This is a genomic window from Pseudomonas sp. 313 (assembly GCF_000316965.1).
Taxonomy (GTDB): Bacteria; Pseudomonadota; Gammaproteobacteria; order Pseudomonadales; family Pseudomonadaceae; genus Chryseomonas; species Chryseomonas benzopyrenica.
This window is the reverse complement of record NZ_ANBZ01000072.1, coordinates 66,691-84,109: the sequence shown is the minus strand read 5'-3', so window position 1 is coordinate 84,109 and position 17,419 is coordinate 66,691. Positions and strand designations below refer to the sequence as shown.

17 protein-coding genes and 1 pseudogene are annotated in these 17,419 nt (G+C 65.4%); 15 read left to right on the top strand and 3 right to left on the bottom strand.

The window, feature by feature from the left end; all coding sequences use genetic code 11:
* Positions 1 to 248: 248 nt before the first annotated feature.
* Positions 249 to 458 (top strand): cold-shock protein, encoded by a 210-nt coding sequence (locus tag C722_RS0116310; protein WP_007160189.1) that lies wholly within the window; start codon positions 249 to 251, stop codon positions 456 to 458.
* Positions 459 to 869: 411 nt separating this feature from the next.
* Here the strand turns inward: C722_RS0116310 and pap are convergent, their stop codons facing one another.
* A complete protein-coding gene (pap, locus tag C722_RS0116305) occupies positions 870 to 2,354 on the bottom strand; it encodes a polyphosphate:AMP phosphotransferase (RefSeq protein WP_017641532.1) in 1,485 nt (494 codons plus the stop codon).
* 199 nt (positions 2,355 to 2,553) lie between these two features.
* Between pap and C722_RS0116300 the strand changes: the two genes are divergently transcribed.
* From C722_RS0116300 to C722_RS0116265, 8 genes are all read left to right on the top strand, one after another.
* Positions 2,554 to 3,519, top strand: a complete 966-nt coding sequence (locus C722_RS0116300) for a CHAD domain-containing protein (RefSeq protein ID WP_017641531.1) — start codon at positions 2,554 to 2,556, stop codon at positions 3,517 to 3,519.
* Positions 3,520 to 3,594: 75 nt separating this feature from the next.
* The gene (locus C722_RS0116295) at positions 3,595 to 3,858 is read left to right on the top strand and encodes a PepSY domain-containing protein (RefSeq protein ID WP_007160186.1); all 264 of its coding nucleotides are present in this window, start codon (positions 3,595 to 3,597) and stop codon (positions 3,856 to 3,858) included.
* 118 nt (positions 3,859 to 3,976) lie between these two features.
* Positions 3,977 to 4,816 carry an STAS domain-containing protein gene (locus C722_RS0116290; protein ID WP_017641530.1) on the top strand — a complete coding sequence of 280 codons (840 nt, stop codon included), beginning with the start codon at positions 3,977 to 3,979 and terminating at the stop codon, positions 4,814 to 4,816.
* A 9-nt stretch (positions 4,817 to 4,825) separates the two neighbouring features.
* Positions 4,826 to 5,251 carry an STAS domain-containing protein gene (locus C722_RS0116285; RefSeq protein ID WP_017641529.1) on the top strand — a complete coding sequence of 142 codons (426 nt, stop codon included), beginning with the start codon at positions 4,826 to 4,828 and terminating at the stop codon, positions 5,249 to 5,251.
* 4 nt (positions 5,252 to 5,255) lie between these two features.
* Positions 5,256 to 5,609, top strand: coding sequence for an ATP-binding protein (locus C722_RS0116280; protein ID WP_017641528.1), 354 nt, complete (start codon positions 5,256 to 5,258; stop codon positions 5,607 to 5,609).
* Positions 5,606 to 6,586, top strand: a complete 981-nt coding sequence (locus C722_RS0116275) for a SpoIIE family protein phosphatase (protein WP_017641527.1) — start codon at positions 5,606 to 5,608, stop codon at positions 6,584 to 6,586. The genes C722_RS0116280 and C722_RS0116275 overlap by 4 nt, the downstream gene beginning before the upstream one ends.
* The gene (locus tag C722_RS0116270) at positions 6,579 to 8,336 is read left to right on the top strand and encodes an ATP-binding protein (protein WP_017641526.1); all 1,758 of its coding nucleotides are present in this window, start codon (positions 6,579 to 6,581) and stop codon (positions 8,334 to 8,336) included. Before C722_RS0116275 ends, C722_RS0116270 begins: the two co-directional genes overlap by 8 nt.
* Positions 8,329 to 9,441, top strand: a complete 1,113-nt coding sequence (locus tag C722_RS0116265) for a response regulator (RefSeq protein ID WP_017641525.1) — start codon at positions 8,329 to 8,331, stop codon at positions 9,439 to 9,441. The genes C722_RS0116270 and C722_RS0116265 overlap by 8 nt, the downstream gene beginning before the upstream one ends.
* Before the next feature lie 443 nt (positions 9,442 to 9,884).
* Here the strand turns inward: C722_RS0116265 and C722_RS0116260 are convergent, their stop codons facing one another.
* The gene (locus C722_RS0116260) at positions 9,885 to 10,982 is read right to left on the bottom strand and encodes a hybrid-cluster NAD(P)-dependent oxidoreductase (RefSeq protein ID WP_017641524.1); all 1,098 of its coding nucleotides are present in this window, start codon (positions 10,980 to 10,982) and stop codon (positions 9,885 to 9,887) included.
* A 328-nt stretch (positions 10,983 to 11,310) separates the two neighbouring features.
* Between C722_RS0116260 and gbcA the strand changes: the two genes are divergently transcribed.
* Positions 11,311 to 12,603 (top strand): glycine-betaine demethylase subunit GbcA, encoded by a 1,293-nt coding sequence (gene gbcA, locus C722_RS0116255; protein WP_017641523.1) that lies wholly within the window; start codon positions 11,311 to 11,313, stop codon positions 12,601 to 12,603.
* Positions 12,604 to 12,723: 120 nt separating this feature from the next.
* Here the strand turns inward: gbcA and C722_RS26750 are convergent, their stop codons facing one another.
* Positions 12,724 to 12,921: a hypothetical protein gene (locus C722_RS26750; RefSeq protein WP_017641522.1), complete on the bottom strand. Its 198-nt coding sequence runs from the start codon at positions 12,919 to 12,921 to the stop codon at positions 12,724 to 12,726.
* Here C722_RS26750 and C722_RS0116250 point away from each other — a divergent pair.
* The 5 genes and pseudogenes from C722_RS0116250 to C722_RS0116235 all read left to right on the top strand — a co-directional run bounded on the left by C722_RS0116250 (position 12,829) and on the right by C722_RS0116235 (position 17,302).
* Entirely contained in the window at positions 12,829 to 14,403 is a 1,575-nt protein-coding gene (locus C722_RS0116250; RefSeq protein WP_256204545.1) for a methyl-accepting chemotaxis protein, read from the top strand. The genes C722_RS26750 and C722_RS0116250 overlap by 93 nt on opposite strands.
* A 122-nt stretch (positions 14,404 to 14,525) precedes the next feature.
* A pseudogene (locus C722_RS27125) lies at positions 14,526 to 15,296 on the top strand (MCP four helix bundle domain-containing protein); the annotation flags it as partial.
* Positions 15,279 to 16,151, top strand: a complete 873-nt coding sequence (locus C722_RS27120) for a methyl-accepting chemotaxis protein (protein ID WP_371099479.1) — start codon at positions 15,279 to 15,281, stop codon at positions 16,149 to 16,151. The pseudogene C722_RS27125 and the gene C722_RS27120, both read left to right, overlap by 18 nt.
* Before the next feature lie 97 nt (positions 16,152 to 16,248).
* Positions 16,249 to 16,881, top strand: a complete 633-nt coding sequence (locus C722_RS0116240; RefSeq protein ID WP_017641519.1) for an HAD hydrolase-like protein — start codon at positions 16,249 to 16,251, stop codon at positions 16,879 to 16,881.
* 10 nt (positions 16,882 to 16,891) lie between these two features.
* The gene (locus tag C722_RS0116235) at positions 16,892 to 17,302 is read left to right on the top strand and encodes a DUF2141 domain-containing protein (protein ID WP_017641518.1); all 411 of its coding nucleotides are present in this window, start codon (positions 16,892 to 16,894) and stop codon (positions 17,300 to 17,302) included.
* The last annotated feature ends 117 nt before the right edge of the window (positions 17,303 to 17,419 follow it).

Sequence of the window (17,419 nt, the reverse complement as noted above, 5' to 3'; positions counted from 1 at the left end):
GGGGAATCCGTAGCCTGAGTGAGACGCCCTGGCAGCGCAAGCAGCGCCACTGGTCAACAAATATGCGAATCAGGGCTATACAAGCTCGCGAAAGCGAGTATGGTGTGGGCACTGCTACTGCAATAGTTACTCGATACCTGCTTGATGTTGCTTCATTTTCATCTCCTGGCTCGTCTCACTCTCGCATTACAGTCCCGTTAACGAATGTCTCGCTAACGTGGTTGTTCCCCCTACACCTGGAGATACTCATGTCCAATCGTGAAAATGGCACCGTCAAGTGGTTCAACGATGAGAAAGGCTACGGCTTCATCACCCCGGAAAGCGGCGCCGACCTGTTCGTGCACTACCGCTCCATCGAAAGCGCCGGCTTCAAGAGCCTGAGCGAAGGCCAGAAGGTCACTTTCGTGGCTGTCAAAGGCCAGAAGGGTATGCAAGCTGACCAGGTTCAAGTCGTCTAACGACTGATCCGGTTGCAGAAAGGCCCCGCTTCGGCGGGGCTTTTTCGTTTCTAGGATTTGGTGGTTGCCTGGCTTGCGCTATTCAGCTGATTAGCGTGCCTGCTGAAGCCTTTAATTTCGCCACCCGGGCGAGTCACTTTTGCCAGTCGCGGCAAAAGTACCAAAAACGCTTGCCCCTCCATCGGCCCCGGCTGCGCCGGGGTTCGTTCGCTCCATCGCCGCTCCAGGGGCACGCCACGAAGGGCCATCCATGGCCCTCGCGACTCTCGCGGCATCCATGCCGCTCAACCCCTTACGCAACGATTCCGCTCACCCTTCTGGAAAGGGGCGCATTCTCCGCGCCTGCACGTCTACGATAAACGTCGTGAGATAGGTATGAAGCGAAGCGCCTAGCCCACAGGCAGCAGCCTTTCAACCTTTGTCATACGCCCTTTCTAGCGCCTCGTTGAGTGTCCTTAGCACCTTAACCCGCGCGAAACGCTTGTCGTTGGCCTCCACCAGCGTCCAGGGCGCGATGGCGGTGCTGGTCTGCACCACCATGTCGTTGACGGCCTGGCTGTAGAGGTCCCACTTGTCGCGATTGCGCCAGTCGTCCTCGGTGATCTTGAATCGCTTGAAGGGCGTTTCCTCGCGGGCACGAAAGCGCTCCAGCTGAGTGTCCTGGTCGATGGCCAGCCAGAACTTGGCCAGCACGATGCCGGCGTCGTGGAGCTGCTCCTCGAAGTCGTTGATCTCGCCATAGGCCCGCTGCCAGTCGGCGACCGGTGTCAGCTCCTCGACCCGCTCCACCAGCACCCGGCCGTACCAGGAACGATCGAAGATGGTGAAATTGCCCAGGCGCGGAATGTGCCGCCAGAAGCGCCAGAGATAGGGCTGGGCGAGTTCCTCGTCGCTGGGCGCGGCCACCGGGACGATGCGGTACTGGCGCGGATCCAGGGCGCCGGTGACACGGCGGATGGCGCTGCCCTTGCCGGCGGCATCGTTGCCCTCGAAGGCCGCCACCAGGGCATGACGGCGATACTTCTTGTCGCGCAGGCGCCGCGCCAGGCGGGCCTGCTCGGCGAGCAGCTGGTCCTCGTAATCGGCCTTGTCCAGGCGCTGACCCAGGTCCATGGCCTCCAGCACGCCGCGGCCATCCACCGGCGGCGGCAGCACGGCGGCGGCCCGGCGCTGCTTGCGCGGCTTGTTGGCCAGGGCGCGCTGCAGCGCCTTGAGCAGCACGGTGCCGACGGTCAGGCTGCGAAAGCGCTCGTCGAAACCGGGCACCACGTGCCAGGGGGCGTAGTCGTGATGGGTCCGCCGCACCACCCGCTCGCCCTCCTTGACGAAGCGGTCGTAGACCTTGGCCTGGCGCCAGTCCAGCGGACTGAGCTTCCAGCCCAGGCGAGGATCGTTCTTGAGGTGCTTCAGGCGCTGCTTGAGCTGGGGCTTGGAAAGGTGGAACCAGAACTTGAGGATCAGCGCGCCCTCGTCGGCGAGCATCCGCTCGAAACGCTCCGCCTGGCCGATAGCGGCATCCAGTTCGACGCGACTGAGCGCCTTGTTGACCCGCCCATGCAGCATCTGGCTGTACCAGTTGCCGAAGAAAACGCCGGTCCGACCCTTGCCCGGCAGGCGCTGCCAGTAGCGCCAGGCCGGCGGGTGCTGGCGCTCCTCGACGGTGGGCTGCAGAAAGGTCTCGACGCGGATCAGGCGCGGATCCATCCACTCGTTGAGCAGCTTGACCGTCTCGCCCTTGCCCGCACCCTCGATGCCATTGATCAGTACGATCACCGGGAAACGGCCCTGCGCCTTGAGTTCGTATTGGGCGGCCAGCAACGCTTCGCGCAGCTTGGGCAGCTTGGCGTCGTAGGTGGCCTCGTCGAGCAGGTGTTCGTTTTCGGCGGCTTCGAACATCCGGATCTCCTCGCTCTGGTGGTCGGGCAACTATAGCCCTTCTGACCGGCCTGGCGGCAGGCGGTGCCCGCTGCTAGATCTCATGAAGGAAATATGACGTTTAGATGAAATTTGGCATCTCCTGCTGTCGTGGAGGTCTTTCTTACCGTTACGCTCCCGCGCAGCGCGGGTCTGCAGTCCACCTATTGAGGAGAGTTCGATGGCCTTTCGTTTCGATGCGCGGCAAGCAGCTGACGAGGAAGTCCGCCGCGTGGTGACGGATCGTCTGGTACAGGCTGAGACGTCCCTGGCGAGCGGTACCCCCAAAGGCGTCCACGAGACGCGCAAGCGCCTCAAGGAACTACGCGCCCTCTTGCGGCTGTTGCACGGCGCCCTGGGCAAGCGTGCCTTCGTCAGTCGCAATCGGCGCCTGCGCGACCTGGGCCGCCAGCTGTCGTCGCTACGCGACAGCGCCGCCCTGGTGGAAAGCTGGGACAAGCTGGGTGAGTCCGACCGCAAGAGGTTCGCTTCGCCGGCCATGAAGCGGGTGCGCCAGCGCCTGCAGGAGCGCGCCGACCAGCAGATCGCCGCAGCCAGCGGCCATCCCGAGTTGCTTGAGGAACTGACCGCCCTGCGCGAGGAAGTGGCTGGCTGGAAGCTCTCCGGCAAGGGCTTCGGGCTGTTCGCCCGTGGCCTGGAAGACAACTACAAGGCCGGGCGTCAGGCGCTCAAGACCGCCCGCGACAAGCCCACCGACGAGACCCTGCACGACTGGCGCAAGCGGGTGAAGGATCACTGGTATCACACCCAGCTGCTCGCCGCGGCCTGGCCAGCGGAATTCAAGACGCGCCAGAAGAGCCTCAAGCGTCTGTCGGAATACCTGGGCGACGATCACGACCTGGCGGTGATGCAGCTGTTGCTGGAAAGCGAGCCGACGCTGTTCGGCGCCAGCAATACCCGCCTGGCCATTGGCGAGAGCCTGGCCCAGCAGCGCGAGCGCTTGCAGCTGAAGGCCTTTTCCCTGGGCCTGCGTCTCTATCTGGACAAGCCCACCGCCCTCGCCGAACGCTGGCGGGACCTCTGGCGATTGGCCAGCCGCCCCTATGAGTCGCGCAAAGCCAAGCCCAAGAGCGCCAAGGCCCCTGCCGGGCTGTTGCCACACCTGGTCGAAGAATCGTCAGTCTAACGCCTGGGCCAGACGGATCTGTCGCACGTGGTGGTGGTCCAAGGTCAGGACATACCACCACGACGAGGTCTCGCGATGAAATCCAAGCTGCTCGCTTCCCTGTTTGCCTGTTCCGTCCTGGCCAGCACCGCGGCCCTGGCCGACCAGCCCGGCGCCGACTGGATGCCCATGAACGACGTCAAGTCCAAGCTCATGGAGCAGGGCTACACCTCGATCACCAAGATCGAAGCCGATGACGGTCAGTGGGAAGGCGAAGGCATGAAGAAAGATGGTATGAAGTATGACTTCCATGCCGACGCCAAGACCGGCAAGATCACCAAGGAAAAGATGGACATGTGATCTCTCGGGGACCTGGCCGTAGCGCCGGGTCCCCCTTCGCGCCTGCCATCTCTTTCCCACACCCTCTTCGTCCGGTCGGCCCTTCCTGAGCCGCCCTCTTCGTCACCTAGGAACCCCCATGTACAGTACCGCTTTGGTCGAGCTGCTGCGCACCCACGAGCGGGCGCTGCTCGACGCCTGGATCGGCGCCCAGCGCGCGGCCGGCATGCGCATCGACCTGCTCGACGAAACCACCATCCTGGCCAACTCCGCCGAGCTGTTGCGGCGCATCACCGTGGCCGCCGCCCAGGGCCTGGGGGATCTGCGCGAGCCGCACTGGCAGCCGGTGCGCGCGCTGCTGGAGCGGTTTTCCTTCGACCAGAGTCGTGCCGGCCTGACGCCGTCGCAGACGGCGACCTTCGTCTTCTCGCTCAAGGAGCCGCTGTTCACCCTGATCCAGAACGAATGCGACGATCCCCTCGCCGAAATCTGGGCCGCCACCCGGCTGATCGACGACCTCGGTCTGTACAGCATGGAAAGCTATGTGAACGGTCGCGAGACGGTGATTCGCGAGCAGCAGGAAAGCATGCTGGAACTGTCCACCCCGGTGGTGGAACTGTGGGACGGCATCCTGGCCATCCCGCTGATCGGCGCGCTGGACAGCAACCGCACCCAGGTGGTGATGGAGTCGCTGCTGGAAAAGATCGTCCAGACCGAATCGGACCTCGCCATCATCGACATCACCGGCGTGCCCACGGTGGACACCATGGTCGCCCAGCACCTGCTCAAGACGGTGACCGCCGCCCGGCTGATGGGCGCCCAGTGCATCATCAGCGGCATCCGCCCGCAGATCGCCGCCACCATCGTCCATCTGGGCGTGGACCTGGGCGATGTGATCACCAAGGCGTCGCTGGCCGATGCCTTCCGCCTGGCCTTGCGCCAGCAGGGCGTGCGCCTGGCCGCCCCCGCCAAGGGCTAGGAGCGCGCCATGATCGACCGGATTCCGATTCTCAAGCTGGGCCCCTTCCTGCTGCTGAGCATCCAGGTGGACATGCACGACCAGCTGGCGCTGGACCTGCAGGAAGACCTCACCGAGCAGATCGTCCGCCACAAGGCCAAGGGCGTGCTCATCGACATCTCGGCCCTGGAAATCGTCGACTCCTTCATTGGCCGGATGCTGTCCCACATCGCCCAGGTCTCGCGCATCCTCGATGCCAAGGTGATCGTGGTCGGCATGCAGCCGGCGGTGGCCATCACCCTGGTGGAACTGGGGCTGTCGCTGGAGGGCATCGCCACGGCGCTGAACATGGAAAAGGGCATGCGCCGGCTGGAAGCCATGGTCGCCGCGGACGAATCGCTGGAGGAGTCAAAGGGTGGCGAAGACACAGACGCTTCCACTCCGCCAGGAGACTGACATCGTGCTGATCCGTCAGCAGGTGCGCAAGGTCGCCGAAGCCATCCGCCTGGGCCTGATCTCCCAGACCAAGATCGTCACCGCGGCCAGCGAGATCGCGCGCAACGGCCTGGTCTACGGACTGGGCGGCGAATGCCTGATCGAGGAGACACTGCGCGCCGGCAAGCCGGCGATCCGCCTGGTGATCCGTGACCAGGGTCCGGGCATCGCCGACCTCGACCGCGCCATGGTCGACGGCTACACCTCGGGCAAGGGCCTGGGTCTGGGGCTGTCCGGTTCGCGGCGGCTGGTGGACGACTTCCACATCGAGAGTCAGCCCGGCCAGGGCACCACCGTCGAGCTCTGGAAGTGGCGATGAACGACCAGCCGTGTAGCCTGGTGCTGCCGGTGACCACCACGGTCCATGTCGATGCCGCCCGGCGCGCCCTGGTCCGCCTGGCTGGCACCGTCACCACCGATGAAACCCTGCTCGGGCGCTTGACCATCGTCGCCCAGGAGCTGGGCTACAACCTGGTTCGGCATGCCGGACATGGCGAACTCCTGGCCACCCTGAGCGGCGAAGGCGTGCTCGATGTCCTGGCGGTGGATCGCGGCCCGGGCATGCACGACGTCGCCCGCTGCCTGAGCGATCACTACAGCACGGCCGCGACGCTGGGTGCCGGCCTGGGGGCGATCCGCCGGCAGGCTGATGTGTTCGACATCCATTCGCGACCCGGTCAGGGCACCGTGGTGCTGGCCCGCTTTCATCTGGCGGGCACGCCCAGCAGCCGGCTGCAGCATGGCGCCCTGTGCACGCCGCATCCCGAGGAAGAGGTCTGCGGCGACACCTGGGCGGTCAGCGGGCGCCGCCTGCTGGTCTGCGATGGCCTGGGACACGGCCGGCAGGCCGCCACGGCCAGTCGCCGGGCGCGAGAATTGTTCCTGCGCCATGGCGCGCACCTGCCGCTGCAGCGACTGATGGAGAACCTGCACCAGGCGCTGATGGACACCCGTGGCGCCGCCCTGGCCCTGGCCGAGCTGGACCCTGATCAGGGCCAGGTGAGCTTTTGCGGCATCGGCAACATCGCCGGGCGCCTGCTCGGCAACACCTCGCGCAGCCTGGTGTCCAACAATGGCACCCTGGGCTACCGGATCGGACGGATCCAGACCTATACCTACCCCTGGACACCCGGCACCCTGCTGGTGCTGAACTCCGATGGACTGACGTCCAAGGTAGGCCTGGGCGAGCACTCCGGGCTCGGGGCGCGCCATCCGGCGCTGATCGCCGCCCTTCTGCATCGCGACTTCCGGCGTTCCGCCGACGATGCCACCGTCTTGGTACTCAAGCATGTCTGACGTCTTGCCCCTGCTGACCCTCGCCCTGCGCAGCGAGCAGGACATCGTGCACTGCCGCCAGGCCGCCAAGCGCCTGGCCGCGGCTCTGGAATGGCCGGTGCTGGAGCAGATCCGTCTGGCCACCGCGGTCTCCGAACTGGCGCGCAACATCCATCAGTACGCTGGCAGCGGGCATTTCGACTTCGCCCTGCTGCGAGACGACAGCAAGCGCCTGCGCGGCCTGGAGGTGCGTGCGGTCGACCAGGGCCCGGGCATCGCCGAGATGGACGCCATCCGCGCCGGCAGCTATCGCTCCAACACCGGCATGGGTATCGGCCTGCGCGGCGCCCAGCGGCTGTTCGACGACTTCGACATCCAGACGTCACCCGCCGGCACCTGCATCACCGCCCGCAAGTACCAGGCGCCACGGCCCTTTCCCGACGCTGACCTGCTCCAGGCGCTGACGGCCGACCTGCAAGGCAGTCCGCCACCGGATCCCTATCAGCAGATCCGCCTGCAGAGCGAAGAACTGCTGCTGACCAACACCGAACTGCAACTGCGCCAGTCGGAGCTGGAGGTCACCAACAAGGAACTGGAAAACACCAATCAGGGGGTGGTGGCGCTCTATTCCGAACTGGAAAAGGCCACCCAGGAACTCAAGGAGGCCAGCGAGGCGAAGACGCGCTTCTTCTCCAACATGACCCATGAATTCCGCACCCCGATCAACATCATCGAGAACGTCGCCAAGCTGCTCGCCAGCGGCGTGGACGGGGCGCTCAATGCCGAACAGCAGCGCCAGGTGCGCTTCATCAGCGATGCGGCGCTGGAACTGGCCAATCTGGTCAGCGAGCTGCTGGCCCTGGCCGAGGTACAGTCCGGTCGCCTGACCATCGTGCCCCAGCCCTTCCCGCTGGGGACCTTCGTCGACCGCCTGGAACAGTTCGCCGCCGCCCTGGCGCCGCGCTATCCCCAGGTCAGTTTCAGCGTCGCCCCGCCGCCCGCCGAGGTGCTGCTGGATACCGACGAGAGCCGGCTGTTCCAGGTGCTGCGCAATCTGATCTCCAACGCCTTCAAGTACACCCCTCGGGGCCAGGTGCGCATCCAGGTGTTCCAGCCGGACGACGCCAGCCTGGAATTCCTGGTGGAAGACAGCGGCATCGGCATCGCCGCCGCGGATCAGCAGAAGATCTTCGAGGAATTCGAGCGGATCCGCTCGCCGCACCTGACCCATATCGAAGGCACCGGCCTGGGCCTGCCCCTGGCGCAACGCCTGGCCGTGCTGCTGCGCGGCGAGCTGTCCCTGGACAGCGAGGTCGGCCGCGGCAGTCGCTTCACCCTGCGCCTGCCGCGCCACTACGCCAGTCACCGCGCTGCCGAACCGGAACCCGATCTCAGCGGCCTCACCGTGCTGGTGATCGAAGACAACGAAGGGGATCGCTATCTGGTCCGTCGTACCCTCGAACGGCTCAATCCGGTGCTGCTAGAGGCCGATAGCGCCCGCAGCAGCCTGGATCGGCTCAATGCGGTACGCCCGGACATCATCATCCTCGACCTCGACCTGCCCGACATCAACGGCGAGGATCTACTCGCCAGCATGGACTGGAGCATGCACCGACGGGTGCTGATCAACACCGCCCAGCCCCTGGACGAAGCGGGTCGCCAGCGCCTGCAGGACTACTGCCACGCCATCCTGTTCAAGCACGCCCCCGATCACGCCGAGCGGCTGCTGGCCGAGGTCTGTGCGCTGGCGCGGAGCCTGTCCGATGACTAGTGCCCAGCGCCGTATCGTCATCATCGATGACACCGAGGCCAATCGCTATGTGCTGCGCAAGATCCTCGGCAGCCAGACCCACTACGAAGTGCTGGAAGCGGCCAGCGGTGCCGCTGGCCTGGCGCTGATCGACGAATCCGTCGAACTGGTGATCATCGACGTCAATCTGCCGGACACCACCGGCTTCGAGCTGATCCAGGCTATCGAGCACAGGTGCGGTTGGGGTCGGCTGCCGGCCATCATCAACATCTCGGCCACCTTCGTTTCCGGCAAGGACAAGGCCCAGGGCTTCAACACCGGGGCCCAGGCCTACCTGACCCACCCGATCAATCCGGAAGAGGTGCTGGCCACCGTCGGCGCCCTGCTAAAGGCCAGCTCCCGGGTCGGGCACATGGAGCAGCAGCGCAATTCGGCCATCGCCCGCAGCGAGAACCTGCAGGCGGAAAAGGTCATGCTGGAACGCTTCATGAGATCGCTCAACCACGACCTGCGCTCGCCGCTGACGGCCGCCACCATGGTGGTCAACCTGATGCAGCGCAGCCCGGCGCGACGCACCGACGATCTGCTGCAGACCTTGCACGACAACCTGCAGCGCATGAACCAGATGATCACCGACGTGCTGGACATCAGCCACATGAGCCTGGGCGGCGGCGTCCGTCTCAGCGGCGATCCGCTGGTGCTGGGTCCGCTGCTGAACGACGCCGCCGCCAATCTGCAGCTGCAATTCGGCAATCACCTCGAGCTGCAACTGGAGACCCCGGCGCTGGAGGTGCTGTGGGACAGATACGCCTTCCTGCGCATCTTCGACAACCTGGTGCTCAACGCCGCCAAGCATGGCGACACGGGAACGCCGATCCAGGTGCGGCAATGGCTGGCCGGCGATCAGGTCATGCTGGAGCTACGCAACCTGGGGCAGTTTCCCGACGAGGTCCTGGCCAACCTGGCCACGCCCTATTTCATCTCCACCCGCAGCGACAAGCGCGGCTGGGGCCTGGGCCTGCCCATCGTCAAGGCGCTCAGCGAAAGCTTTGGTGGCGAGGCGCGCTTCGCCAATGGCGCGGGCGAGGTGATCATCACCCTACACCTGCCGCTGCGCCTGGCCTAGCGCAGCACCTAGGGACCGGATGTAGGTGGAGCTGAGACAGCTCCACCGTCGCAGCCCGACATGGCGGGCTCGATCTGGGCAGCGTTGGGCTTCGCTGCGCTCAGCGCCAACCTACTAGAGTTTCGTGTCGTAGGTGGGCTGAGACAGCTCCACCGTCGCAGCCCGACATGGCGGGCTCGACCTGGGCAGCGTTGGGCTTCGCTGCGCTCAGCGCCAACCTACTAGAGTTTCGTGTCGTAGGTGGGCTGAGACAGCTCCAGCGTCGCAGCCCGACAGGGCGGGCTCGACCTGAACAGCGTTGGGCTTCGCTGCGCTCGGCGCCAACCTACTGAAGTTCGTGATGTAGGTTGGGCTGAGACAGCTCCACCGTCGCAGCCCAATATAGCGGGCTCGATCTGGGCAGCGTTGGGCTTCGCTCAGGTTCAGCCCAACCGCCCTCCTCCTCAGAACTCGATCTGGACATCCCCCTGAGGAATGCTGCAGCAGGACAGGATGTAGCCTTCGGCCTCGTCTTCCTCGGTGATGCCGCCGTTGTGGTCCATGACCACCTCGCCGCTTTTCTTGAGCACCTTGCAGGTGCCGCAGATGCCCATGCCGCACGCCTTGGGAATGTGCAGGCCGAGCTTGGCCGCGGCGCCGTGGATGGTCTCGCCCGGGCCGATGCTGACGCTCTTGTCGCTCTCGGTGAAGGAGATCAGGCACTGGGCTTCCAGGGGAATCGGCGGCAGGTCGGCGGCGGCTTCGGCCTGTTCGGCGGCCTCGACCTTGGCTTCCGGCGGCGTCGCGCCAAAGGATTCCTCGTGGTACCGGGTCATGTCGAAGTCCAGCTCGCGGAGCATGGCCTTGACGGCGTTCATGTAGGGCGTGGGGCCGCAGCAGAAGATCTCGCGTTCACGGAAGTCCGGCGCCATCAGCTCGAGCATGCGGCGATCGAAGTAGCCGCGGAAACCGGCCCAGGACTCACCGTGCTCGGTGCGCTCGCACACCAGGTTCAGGGCGAAGTTGTCGATCCGCGCGGCCATGTGCTCCAGCTCACCCTGGTAGATGATGTCGCGCGGGGTGCGGGCGCTGTGCACGAAGACCATGTCGACGCTGGCGTTGGTGTCGTAGAACCAGCGCGCCATGGACATCACCGGGGTGATGCCCACGCCGCCGGAGAGGTAGAGCACCTTGTCGGCCGGGTAATCGATGGCGTTGAACAGGCCGACCGGGCCATGCACGGCCAGGTTTTCACCGACCTTGAGGTTGTCGTGCAGCCAGTTGGATACCAGGCCGCCCGGCACGCGCTTGACGGTGATGGAGAAGCTGTAGGGCACCGAAGGCGAGCTGGAGATGGTGTAGGAGCGCATCACCTGCCGGCCATCGATTTCCAGCTCCAGGGTCACGAACTGGCCCGGCTTGAAGAAATACATCAGCGGGATTTCGGCCGTGAAGCAGAAGGTGCGCACGTCCCAGGTTTCCTGGATGACCTTGACGCAGCGCACGGGGTGGCGGCCATTGGTCCAGGTCTGGGTGGTTACGGGGTTGAGGAAGGTATTCATGACGCACCTCGACTGCCACTGGGGCTATTGGCGGCGATTCTGGGAGGGCCCCACGACCGCCACTTTCCCAATCGCGACATCCACATGCCGATGGCGACCGGCCCAGCAGTGGCAAGGGCTGGGGCGTCGTGAACAGCGTCGGCCATGTCGCCCATGAGCAAGGCCCCCTCCCGCCTCCGGCCCCACACTCCGCCCCAAGCCGAACCTGAACAGCGCGCGACGGGCGAAGCACGGGGTCATTCGGCGGCCCTGTCCTGTCGGCCAATAGCCTTGCAATACCGTGACCAACCACTTTCGCCACCCGCCGCGGTGGCCACGAGGATGTACGATGGACGTCAGCACCTTGAGTTTGGGCGACCCTCTCGATCCGGCCCGCAAGGCCACGGCCGAGATGCTGCGCACCCGCGAGCGCACCTATTCCCTGCCCCAGCCGTTCTACAACGACGAGCGCCTGTTCCAGATCGACATGCAGGAGATCTTCGGCAAGGAATGGCTGATCGCCGGCATGACCTGCGAGATCCCCACCAAGGGCAACTTCATCACCCTGCAGCTGGGTGACAACCCCATCCTGGTGGTCCGCGGTGCCGAGGGCAAGGTCCACGCCTTCCACAACGTCTGCCGTCACCGCGGTTCGCGCCTCTGCGTGAGCGACAAGGGCAAGGTCGCCAAGCTGGTCTGCCCCTACCACCAGTGGACCTACGAGCTGGACGGCCGCCTGCTGTTCGCCGGCACCGAGATGGGCGCCGATTTCAACATGGCCGACTTCAATCTCAAGCCGATCCACGTCAAGACCGCCGGCGGCTACATCTTCATCTCCCTGGCCGACGAACCGCCGGCCATCGACGACTTCCTGCGTACGCTCGAGCACTACATGGAGCCGTACGACATGGAGAACGCCAAGGTCGCGGTACGCACCGACCTGGTCGAGCAGGCCAACTGGAAGCTGGTGCTGGAAAACAACCGCGAGTGCTATCACTGCAGCGGCTCCCACCCCGAGTTGCTGAACACCCTGCTGGAATGGGACGACGTCACCGATCCGCGTGCCTCCCAGGCATTCAAGGATCAGGTCGCCGCCTGCACCACGCGCTGGGACGCCGACAACATCCCCTACGCCCATGCCAGCTTCGGCTTGCGCAACCGCATCGTGCGCATGCCACTGCTCGCCGGCACCGTGTCCATGACCCTGGACGGCAAGCCCGGCTGCCAGAAGCTCATGGGTCGCATCAAGGACCCGGACCTGGGCTCCATGCGCATCCTGCACCTGCCGCACTCCTGGAACCACTGCATGGGCGATCACATGATCGTCTTCACCGTCTGGCCGCTGGGTCCGACCGAGACCGTGGTGACCACCAAGTGGCTGGTGCACAAGGACGCCGTGGAAGGCGTCGACTACGATCCGGTCAACCTGCGCAAGGTCTGGGATGCCACCAACGACCAGGATCGTCGTCTGGCCGAGGAAAACCAGCGTGGTATCAACTCCAAGGCCTACCAGCCGGGTCCCTACTCAAAGACTTACGAATTCGGCGTGATCAACTTCATCGACTGGTACAGCGAGCGGCTGCTCAACAACCTCGGCGAAGAGGCGCCAGCCGCGCATCTACGCCAGGTCGGCGGTGACTGAGGAACGCGAATTCCAAGCCGCCCATGGAGTCGCAAGGGCTCCATGGGCATGCCAATAAACTGTCTTTATGTTAATGCGGTTTTTTGACGCACCCCTTTTTAGCGTCTTTATTTTAAAACATCACATAAAGTTGTGAGCCTGTTCACGTTTTGAATCGTCTTTCACGGGCTCATCATGACTCTTCGCTCGCTGTCCATCGCTACTCGCAATCTGCTGTGTTTTGGCATTCTTGCGACACTCGTCGCTGCCCTCGGCTTGTTCGGTTGGTTTCAGTTGGCGCAAATCCGCCAGTTGGGTCATCAGGTAGAACAGCGCCATATCCCCACGCTCGTCGCCGCCAATGACTTGGGGATGCTGCTGGCCCGAACCCGCATCGAAACCCTGCGTCTGCTGGCCATGCCCGATGCCGAAACCCTGACCAACACCCGCAAGAAGCTGGACGACCTGAGTACCGAGGTCCAGGCCGCCTTCGGGCGCTATCAGCAAGGCGCGCTGTCGCCACAGAGCCGACAGGCACTGGACGATCTGCGCCAGGTGCACCGGGAATACATGCAGGGCGTACGGCAGCTGGCCGACCTGGCCGGTGCCGGCCAGATGGCCGAGGCGCGCCAGGTGGTCCAGCAGAACATGGCGCAACTGGGTCTCCGGATGAACGCCAGCATCGAGACGCTACGCAACGTGGTCCAGCAGGATATCCATACGGCCAGTAACGAGGCCGATACCGCCTATGCGCGCTCTACCACCGTGACCTGGCTGATGATCCTGCTGGCGCTGGCCCTCACCGCCCTGCTCGCCTGGCGGCTGACCCGCAGCATCGCGGGGCCCATCGCCCAGGCCGTTGCGGCGGCGCGTACCATCGCCACCGGCGACCTGACCCAGCCGCTGGACGCTCGCGGGCGCGACGAGGCGGCCCAGCTGCTGCAGGCCATGCAGCAGATGCAGGGCCAGTTGCGCGAGACCCTCGCGCACATCGGCGATTCGGCCACCCAGTTGGCTTCAGCCGCCGAGGAGATGACCGCGGTGACTCAGGAAAGCGCCCACGGCCTGCGCCAGCAGAATAACGAGATCGAAATGGCCGCCACGGCGGTCACCGAGATGAGCCAGGCGGTCGAAGAGGTCGCCGGCAATGCCGGCTCGACCTCCACCGCGTCGCGCCAGGCCGCCCAGACCGCGGCCCAGGGCCAGCGCCAGCTGGGCGAGACCCTCGGCGCCATCGAAGCCCTCACCGAGCAGGTCCTCGGCGCCAGCGCCCAGGCCCGTGAGCTGGAAAGCCAGACCCGCGACATCAGCCAGGTGCTGGATGTGATCCGCGCGGTGGCCGAGCAGACCAATCTGCTGGCGCTCAACGCCGCCATCGAGGCCGCCCGAGCCGGTGAGGCGGGCCGCGGCTTTGCCGTGGTGGCCGACGAGGTACGGGCCCTGGCCAAGCGTACCGGGGACTCGACCAGCGAGATCGAGAAGATGATCGGCAATATCCAGCAGGGCACTGGCCAGACCGTCGATGCGCTGCTGAGCAGTGCCGATCAGGCACGACTGACCCGGGAACAGGCCCAGGCGGCCAATGCCGGCCTCGCTGCCATCGCGGATGCGGTATCCGGCATCGACGAACGCAACCTGCTGATCGCCAGTGCCGCCGAGCAGCAGGCCCAGGTGGCCCGCGAGGTGGATCGCAATCTGGTACGCATCCGCGATCTATCGGTGCAGACCGCCGCCGGTGCCGAGCAGACCCAGGGCGCCAGCCAGCAACTGGCGGATCTGGCAGCGACCTTGAGTGGTCAGGTACGCCGCTTCCAGTTCTGAGCGAGTATCAGCCCCTAGGCTAGAAGCCGTCGGGTCAACAGTCAGCTTTAAGACGAATGACCATAAAGTCGCGGCGCCTCTAGCCGTTAAAGGAGACCTCACTCTTCACCGGGGCTGCCGCCGTGACCTTTCGTTCCTTCTCCCTCGCCATTCGCAGTGTGTTGTGTTTCGGCCTGCTGGCCATCCTCGTCGCCAGTCTGGGCCTGTTCGGCCTGCTGCAACTGTCGCAGATCCGGGCCCAGGGCCAGGTGATCGAGACCAACAACGTGCCCAGCATCGTCGAAGCCGACAACCTTGCCCTGCAACTGGCCCGCACCCGGGTCGAGGTGCTGCGCCTACTGGCCATTCCGGACGCCGCTACCGTCGCCAACACGCGCAAGAAGATCGACAGCATCAATGCCGACATCGGCGCCGCTTTCGGTCGCTATGACAAGCTCGTCAGCAGCGACCGCGAGCGCCAGGCCTTCGAGGCCCTGCGCCAGATCCATGGCGACTATGTCCGCTACACCGCGCAACTCGCCGACCTCATCGGGGCCGGCAAGGTCGACGAGGCCCGCAGCCTGATCCAGACCAGCATGGCCCAGCTCGGCGTGCAGATGAACGAGCGCACCGAAGCCCTGCGCAAGATCAACCAGGAAGACATCAAGGCCGCCTCCCAACACTCCGGCGACACCTATGCCCAGGCCACCTCCATCACCTGGATGGTCATCGCCCTGGCCCTGGGTCTGACCGTGCTGCTGGCCTGGCGCCTGACCCTGAGCATGACCCGGCCCATCGCCGAGGCCGTGGCCGCCGCCCGGACCATCGCCAGCGGCGATCTGACCCAGACCCTGGATACCCGCGGTCACGACGAAGCCGCCCAGCTGCTACAAGCCATGCAGCAGATGCAGACCAATCTGCGCGACACTCTGGGGCACCTGGGCCATTCCGCTACCCAGCTGGCCTCCGCCGCCGAGGAAATGACCGCGGTCATGCAGGAGAGCGCCCACGGCCTGCAACAGCAGAACAGCGAGATCGAGATGGCGGCCACCGCGGTCACCGAGATGAGCCAGGCGGTGGACGAAGTGGCCGGCAATGCCACCTCCACCTCGTCCGAATCGCGCCAGGCCGCCGATACCGCGCGCCAGGGCCAGCGGCAGCTGGGCGATACCCTGGGCGCCATCGAGGTGCTCACCGAAAACGTGCTGGGTGCCAGCGAACAGGCCCGCCAGCTGGCTGAACAGACCCGCAACATCAGCCAGGTACTGGACGTGATCCGCTCGGTCGCCGAACAGACCAACCTGCTGGCGCTCAACGCCGCCATCGAAGCCGCGCGTGCCGGTGATGCCGGTCGCGGCTTCGCCGTGGTCGCCGACGAGGTGCGCGCCCTGGCCCATCGCACCGGTGAATCCACCCGCGAGATCGAAGGCATGATCGGCAGCATCCAGCAGGGCACCGGCCAAACCGTCGATGCGCTGCTGACCAGCGCCGACCAGGCGCGCCAGACCCGCGAGCAGGCGCAGTCGGCCAACGCCGCCCTGGCCGCCATCGCCCAATCGGTGTCGGGCATCGACGAGCGCAACCTGGTGATCGCCAGCGCCGCCGAAGAGCAGGCCCAGGTGGCCCGCGAGGTGGATCGCAATCTGGTACGCATCCGCGATCTGTCGGTGCAGACCGCTGCCGGTGCCGAACAGACGCGCGCCGCCAGCCAGCAGCTCTCCGAGCTGGCGGTGGAGCTCAACGGCCAGATCCGCCGCTTCCGCGTGTGACCTGTCCGGCAGGGCCACTCCTGCCGAATCTGGTCGCGGTGGCAAAACTGGAAGGCGCCCGCTACGCTGGCGCCTTCGCCCACCGCGCCTCTCTCGCATGAGCTATCGCTACGTCATCTTCGACTTCGACGGCACCCTGGCGGACAGTCTGCCCTTTCTGCTGAGCTGCCTGGGCGAGCTGGCGCGAACCCATGGCTTTCGGCAGCCGGCTGCCGACGAGTGGCCCCGGCTGCGCGCCGCCTCCCTGACCGGCCTGCTCGACAGCCTGGGCATCCCGCTGTGGCAGGTACCGCGCATCACCCGCCACTATCGCCGCCTGCTTGTCCAGCGCGGCGACCAGGTGGCGCCCTTCGCCGAGATTCCCGCCACCCTCGACCGGCTCCAGGCCAACGGCCTGGCGCTGGGTCTGGCGACCTCCAATTCCGCCGCCGCGGTCCATCAGGTACTGCCCCAGGCCGGACGGTTGTTCCCTGATGGCGAATTCGATATCCCCCTGCTGGGCAAGGCCAGGCGCCTGACACGGTTGCTCCGCCGCCAGGGCATCGCACCGGCCGAGGCGCTCTATGTCGGTGACGAGCTGCGCGATCTCCAGGCTGCGCACCGCGCCGGGCTGGATTGCGCGGCCGTGGCCTGGGGCTATGGCTGCCCGGTGACGCTGCGTGCGCAGCAGCCCGATCTTTTCTTCGAACACCCGGTCGAGCTGTTGCGGCTGCGGCCCTCCCCCTGCTGAAGGAATGTCCATGAAGTCTCTGTTGCTGGTCGCTGGTCTTTGTCTGAGTGGTGTGCTGCACGCCGCCGAGCTGCAGGTGCGGGTGGAGACGGTCGATGCCTCGGGGGGCCAGTTGCTGCTGGCGGTATTCGATAGCGAAGAGGCCTGGAAGGCGCACAAGACGCCGGTGGCCCAGGCGCATCTCGCTGCACAGGCAGGTGCCCAGGAACAGCGCTTCGACCTGCCACCCGGACGCTACGCCGTGTCGGTCATCCACGACAGCAACAGCAACAGCCAGCTGGATACCAATTTCATCGGCATGCCCACCGAACAATACGGCTACAGCAACAATCCGCCGCTGCGCATGCGCATGGCCACCTTCGAGGAATGTACCTTCACCCTGCCAGCCGCAGGTCTGCGCCAACAGGTGACGCTGCGCTAGGACGCAGGCTTAATGCACAGGCTTCCAAACAGAAAATCAACAGAGTTATCCACATGACTTTTAGCGTCGATCGCTGAACTCCGAGCTGAACAGGCGTGGATAACTCCTTGGGCTGGC

What these genes read in the sequence shown, in the direction of transcription:
- C722_RS0116295 (WP_007160186.1), top strand. Translation starts at nt 3,595, where the DNA reads ATGAAATCCAAGCTGCTCGCTTCCCTGTTTGCCTGTTCCGTCCTGGCC.
- C722_RS0116290 (WP_017641530.1), top strand. Translation starts at nt 3,977, where the DNA reads ATGTACAGTACCGCTTTGGTCGAGCTGCTGCGCACCCACGAGCGGGCG.
- C722_RS0116270 (WP_017641526.1), top strand. Translation starts at nt 6,579, where the DNA reads ATGTCTGACGTCTTGCCCCTGCTGACCCTCGCCCTGCGCAGCGAGCAG.
- C722_RS0116240 (WP_017641519.1), top strand. Translation starts at nt 16,249, where the DNA reads ATGAGCTATCGCTACGTCATCTTCGACTTCGACGGCACCCTGGCGGAC.
- C722_RS27120 (WP_371099479.1), top strand. Translation starts at nt 15,279, where the DNA reads ATGCAGCAGATGCAGACCAATCTGCGCGACACTCTGGGGCACCTGGGC.
- gbcA (WP_017641523.1), top strand. Translation starts at nt 11,311, where the DNA reads ATGGACGTCAGCACCTTGAGTTTGGGCGACCCTCTCGATCCGGCCCGC.
- C722_RS0116285 (WP_017641529.1), top strand. Translation starts at nt 4,826, where the DNA reads ATGATCGACCGGATTCCGATTCTCAAGCTGGGCCCCTTCCTGCTGCTG.
- C722_RS26750 (WP_017641522.1), bottom strand. Translation starts at nt 12,921, where the DNA reads ATGGCGCTGTTCTACCTGATGACCCAACTGGCGGATTTGCGCCAACTG.
- C722_RS0116275 (WP_017641527.1), top strand. Translation starts at nt 5,606, where the DNA reads ATGAACGACCAGCCGTGTAGCCTGGTGCTGCCGGTGACCACCACGGTC.
- C722_RS0116310 (WP_007160189.1), top strand. Translation starts at nt 249, where the DNA reads ATGTCCAATCGTGAAAATGGCACCGTCAAGTGGTTCAACGATGAGAAA.
- C722_RS0116260 (WP_017641524.1), bottom strand. Translation starts at nt 10,982, where the DNA reads ATGAATACCTTCCTCAACCCCGTAACCACCCAGACCTGGACCAATGGC.
- C722_RS0116235 (WP_017641518.1), top strand. Translation starts at nt 16,892, where the DNA reads ATGAAGTCTCTGTTGCTGGTCGCTGGTCTTTGTCTGAGTGGTGTGCTG.
- pap (WP_017641532.1), bottom strand. Translation starts at nt 2,354, where the DNA reads ATGTTCGAAGCCGCCGAAAACGAACACCTGCTCGACGAGGCCACCTAC.
- C722_RS0116265 (WP_017641525.1), top strand. Translation starts at nt 8,329, where the DNA reads ATGACTAGTGCCCAGCGCCGTATCGTCATCATCGATGACACCGAGGCC.
- C722_RS0116300 (WP_017641531.1), top strand. Translation starts at nt 2,554, where the DNA reads ATGGCCTTTCGTTTCGATGCGCGGCAAGCAGCTGACGAGGAAGTCCGC.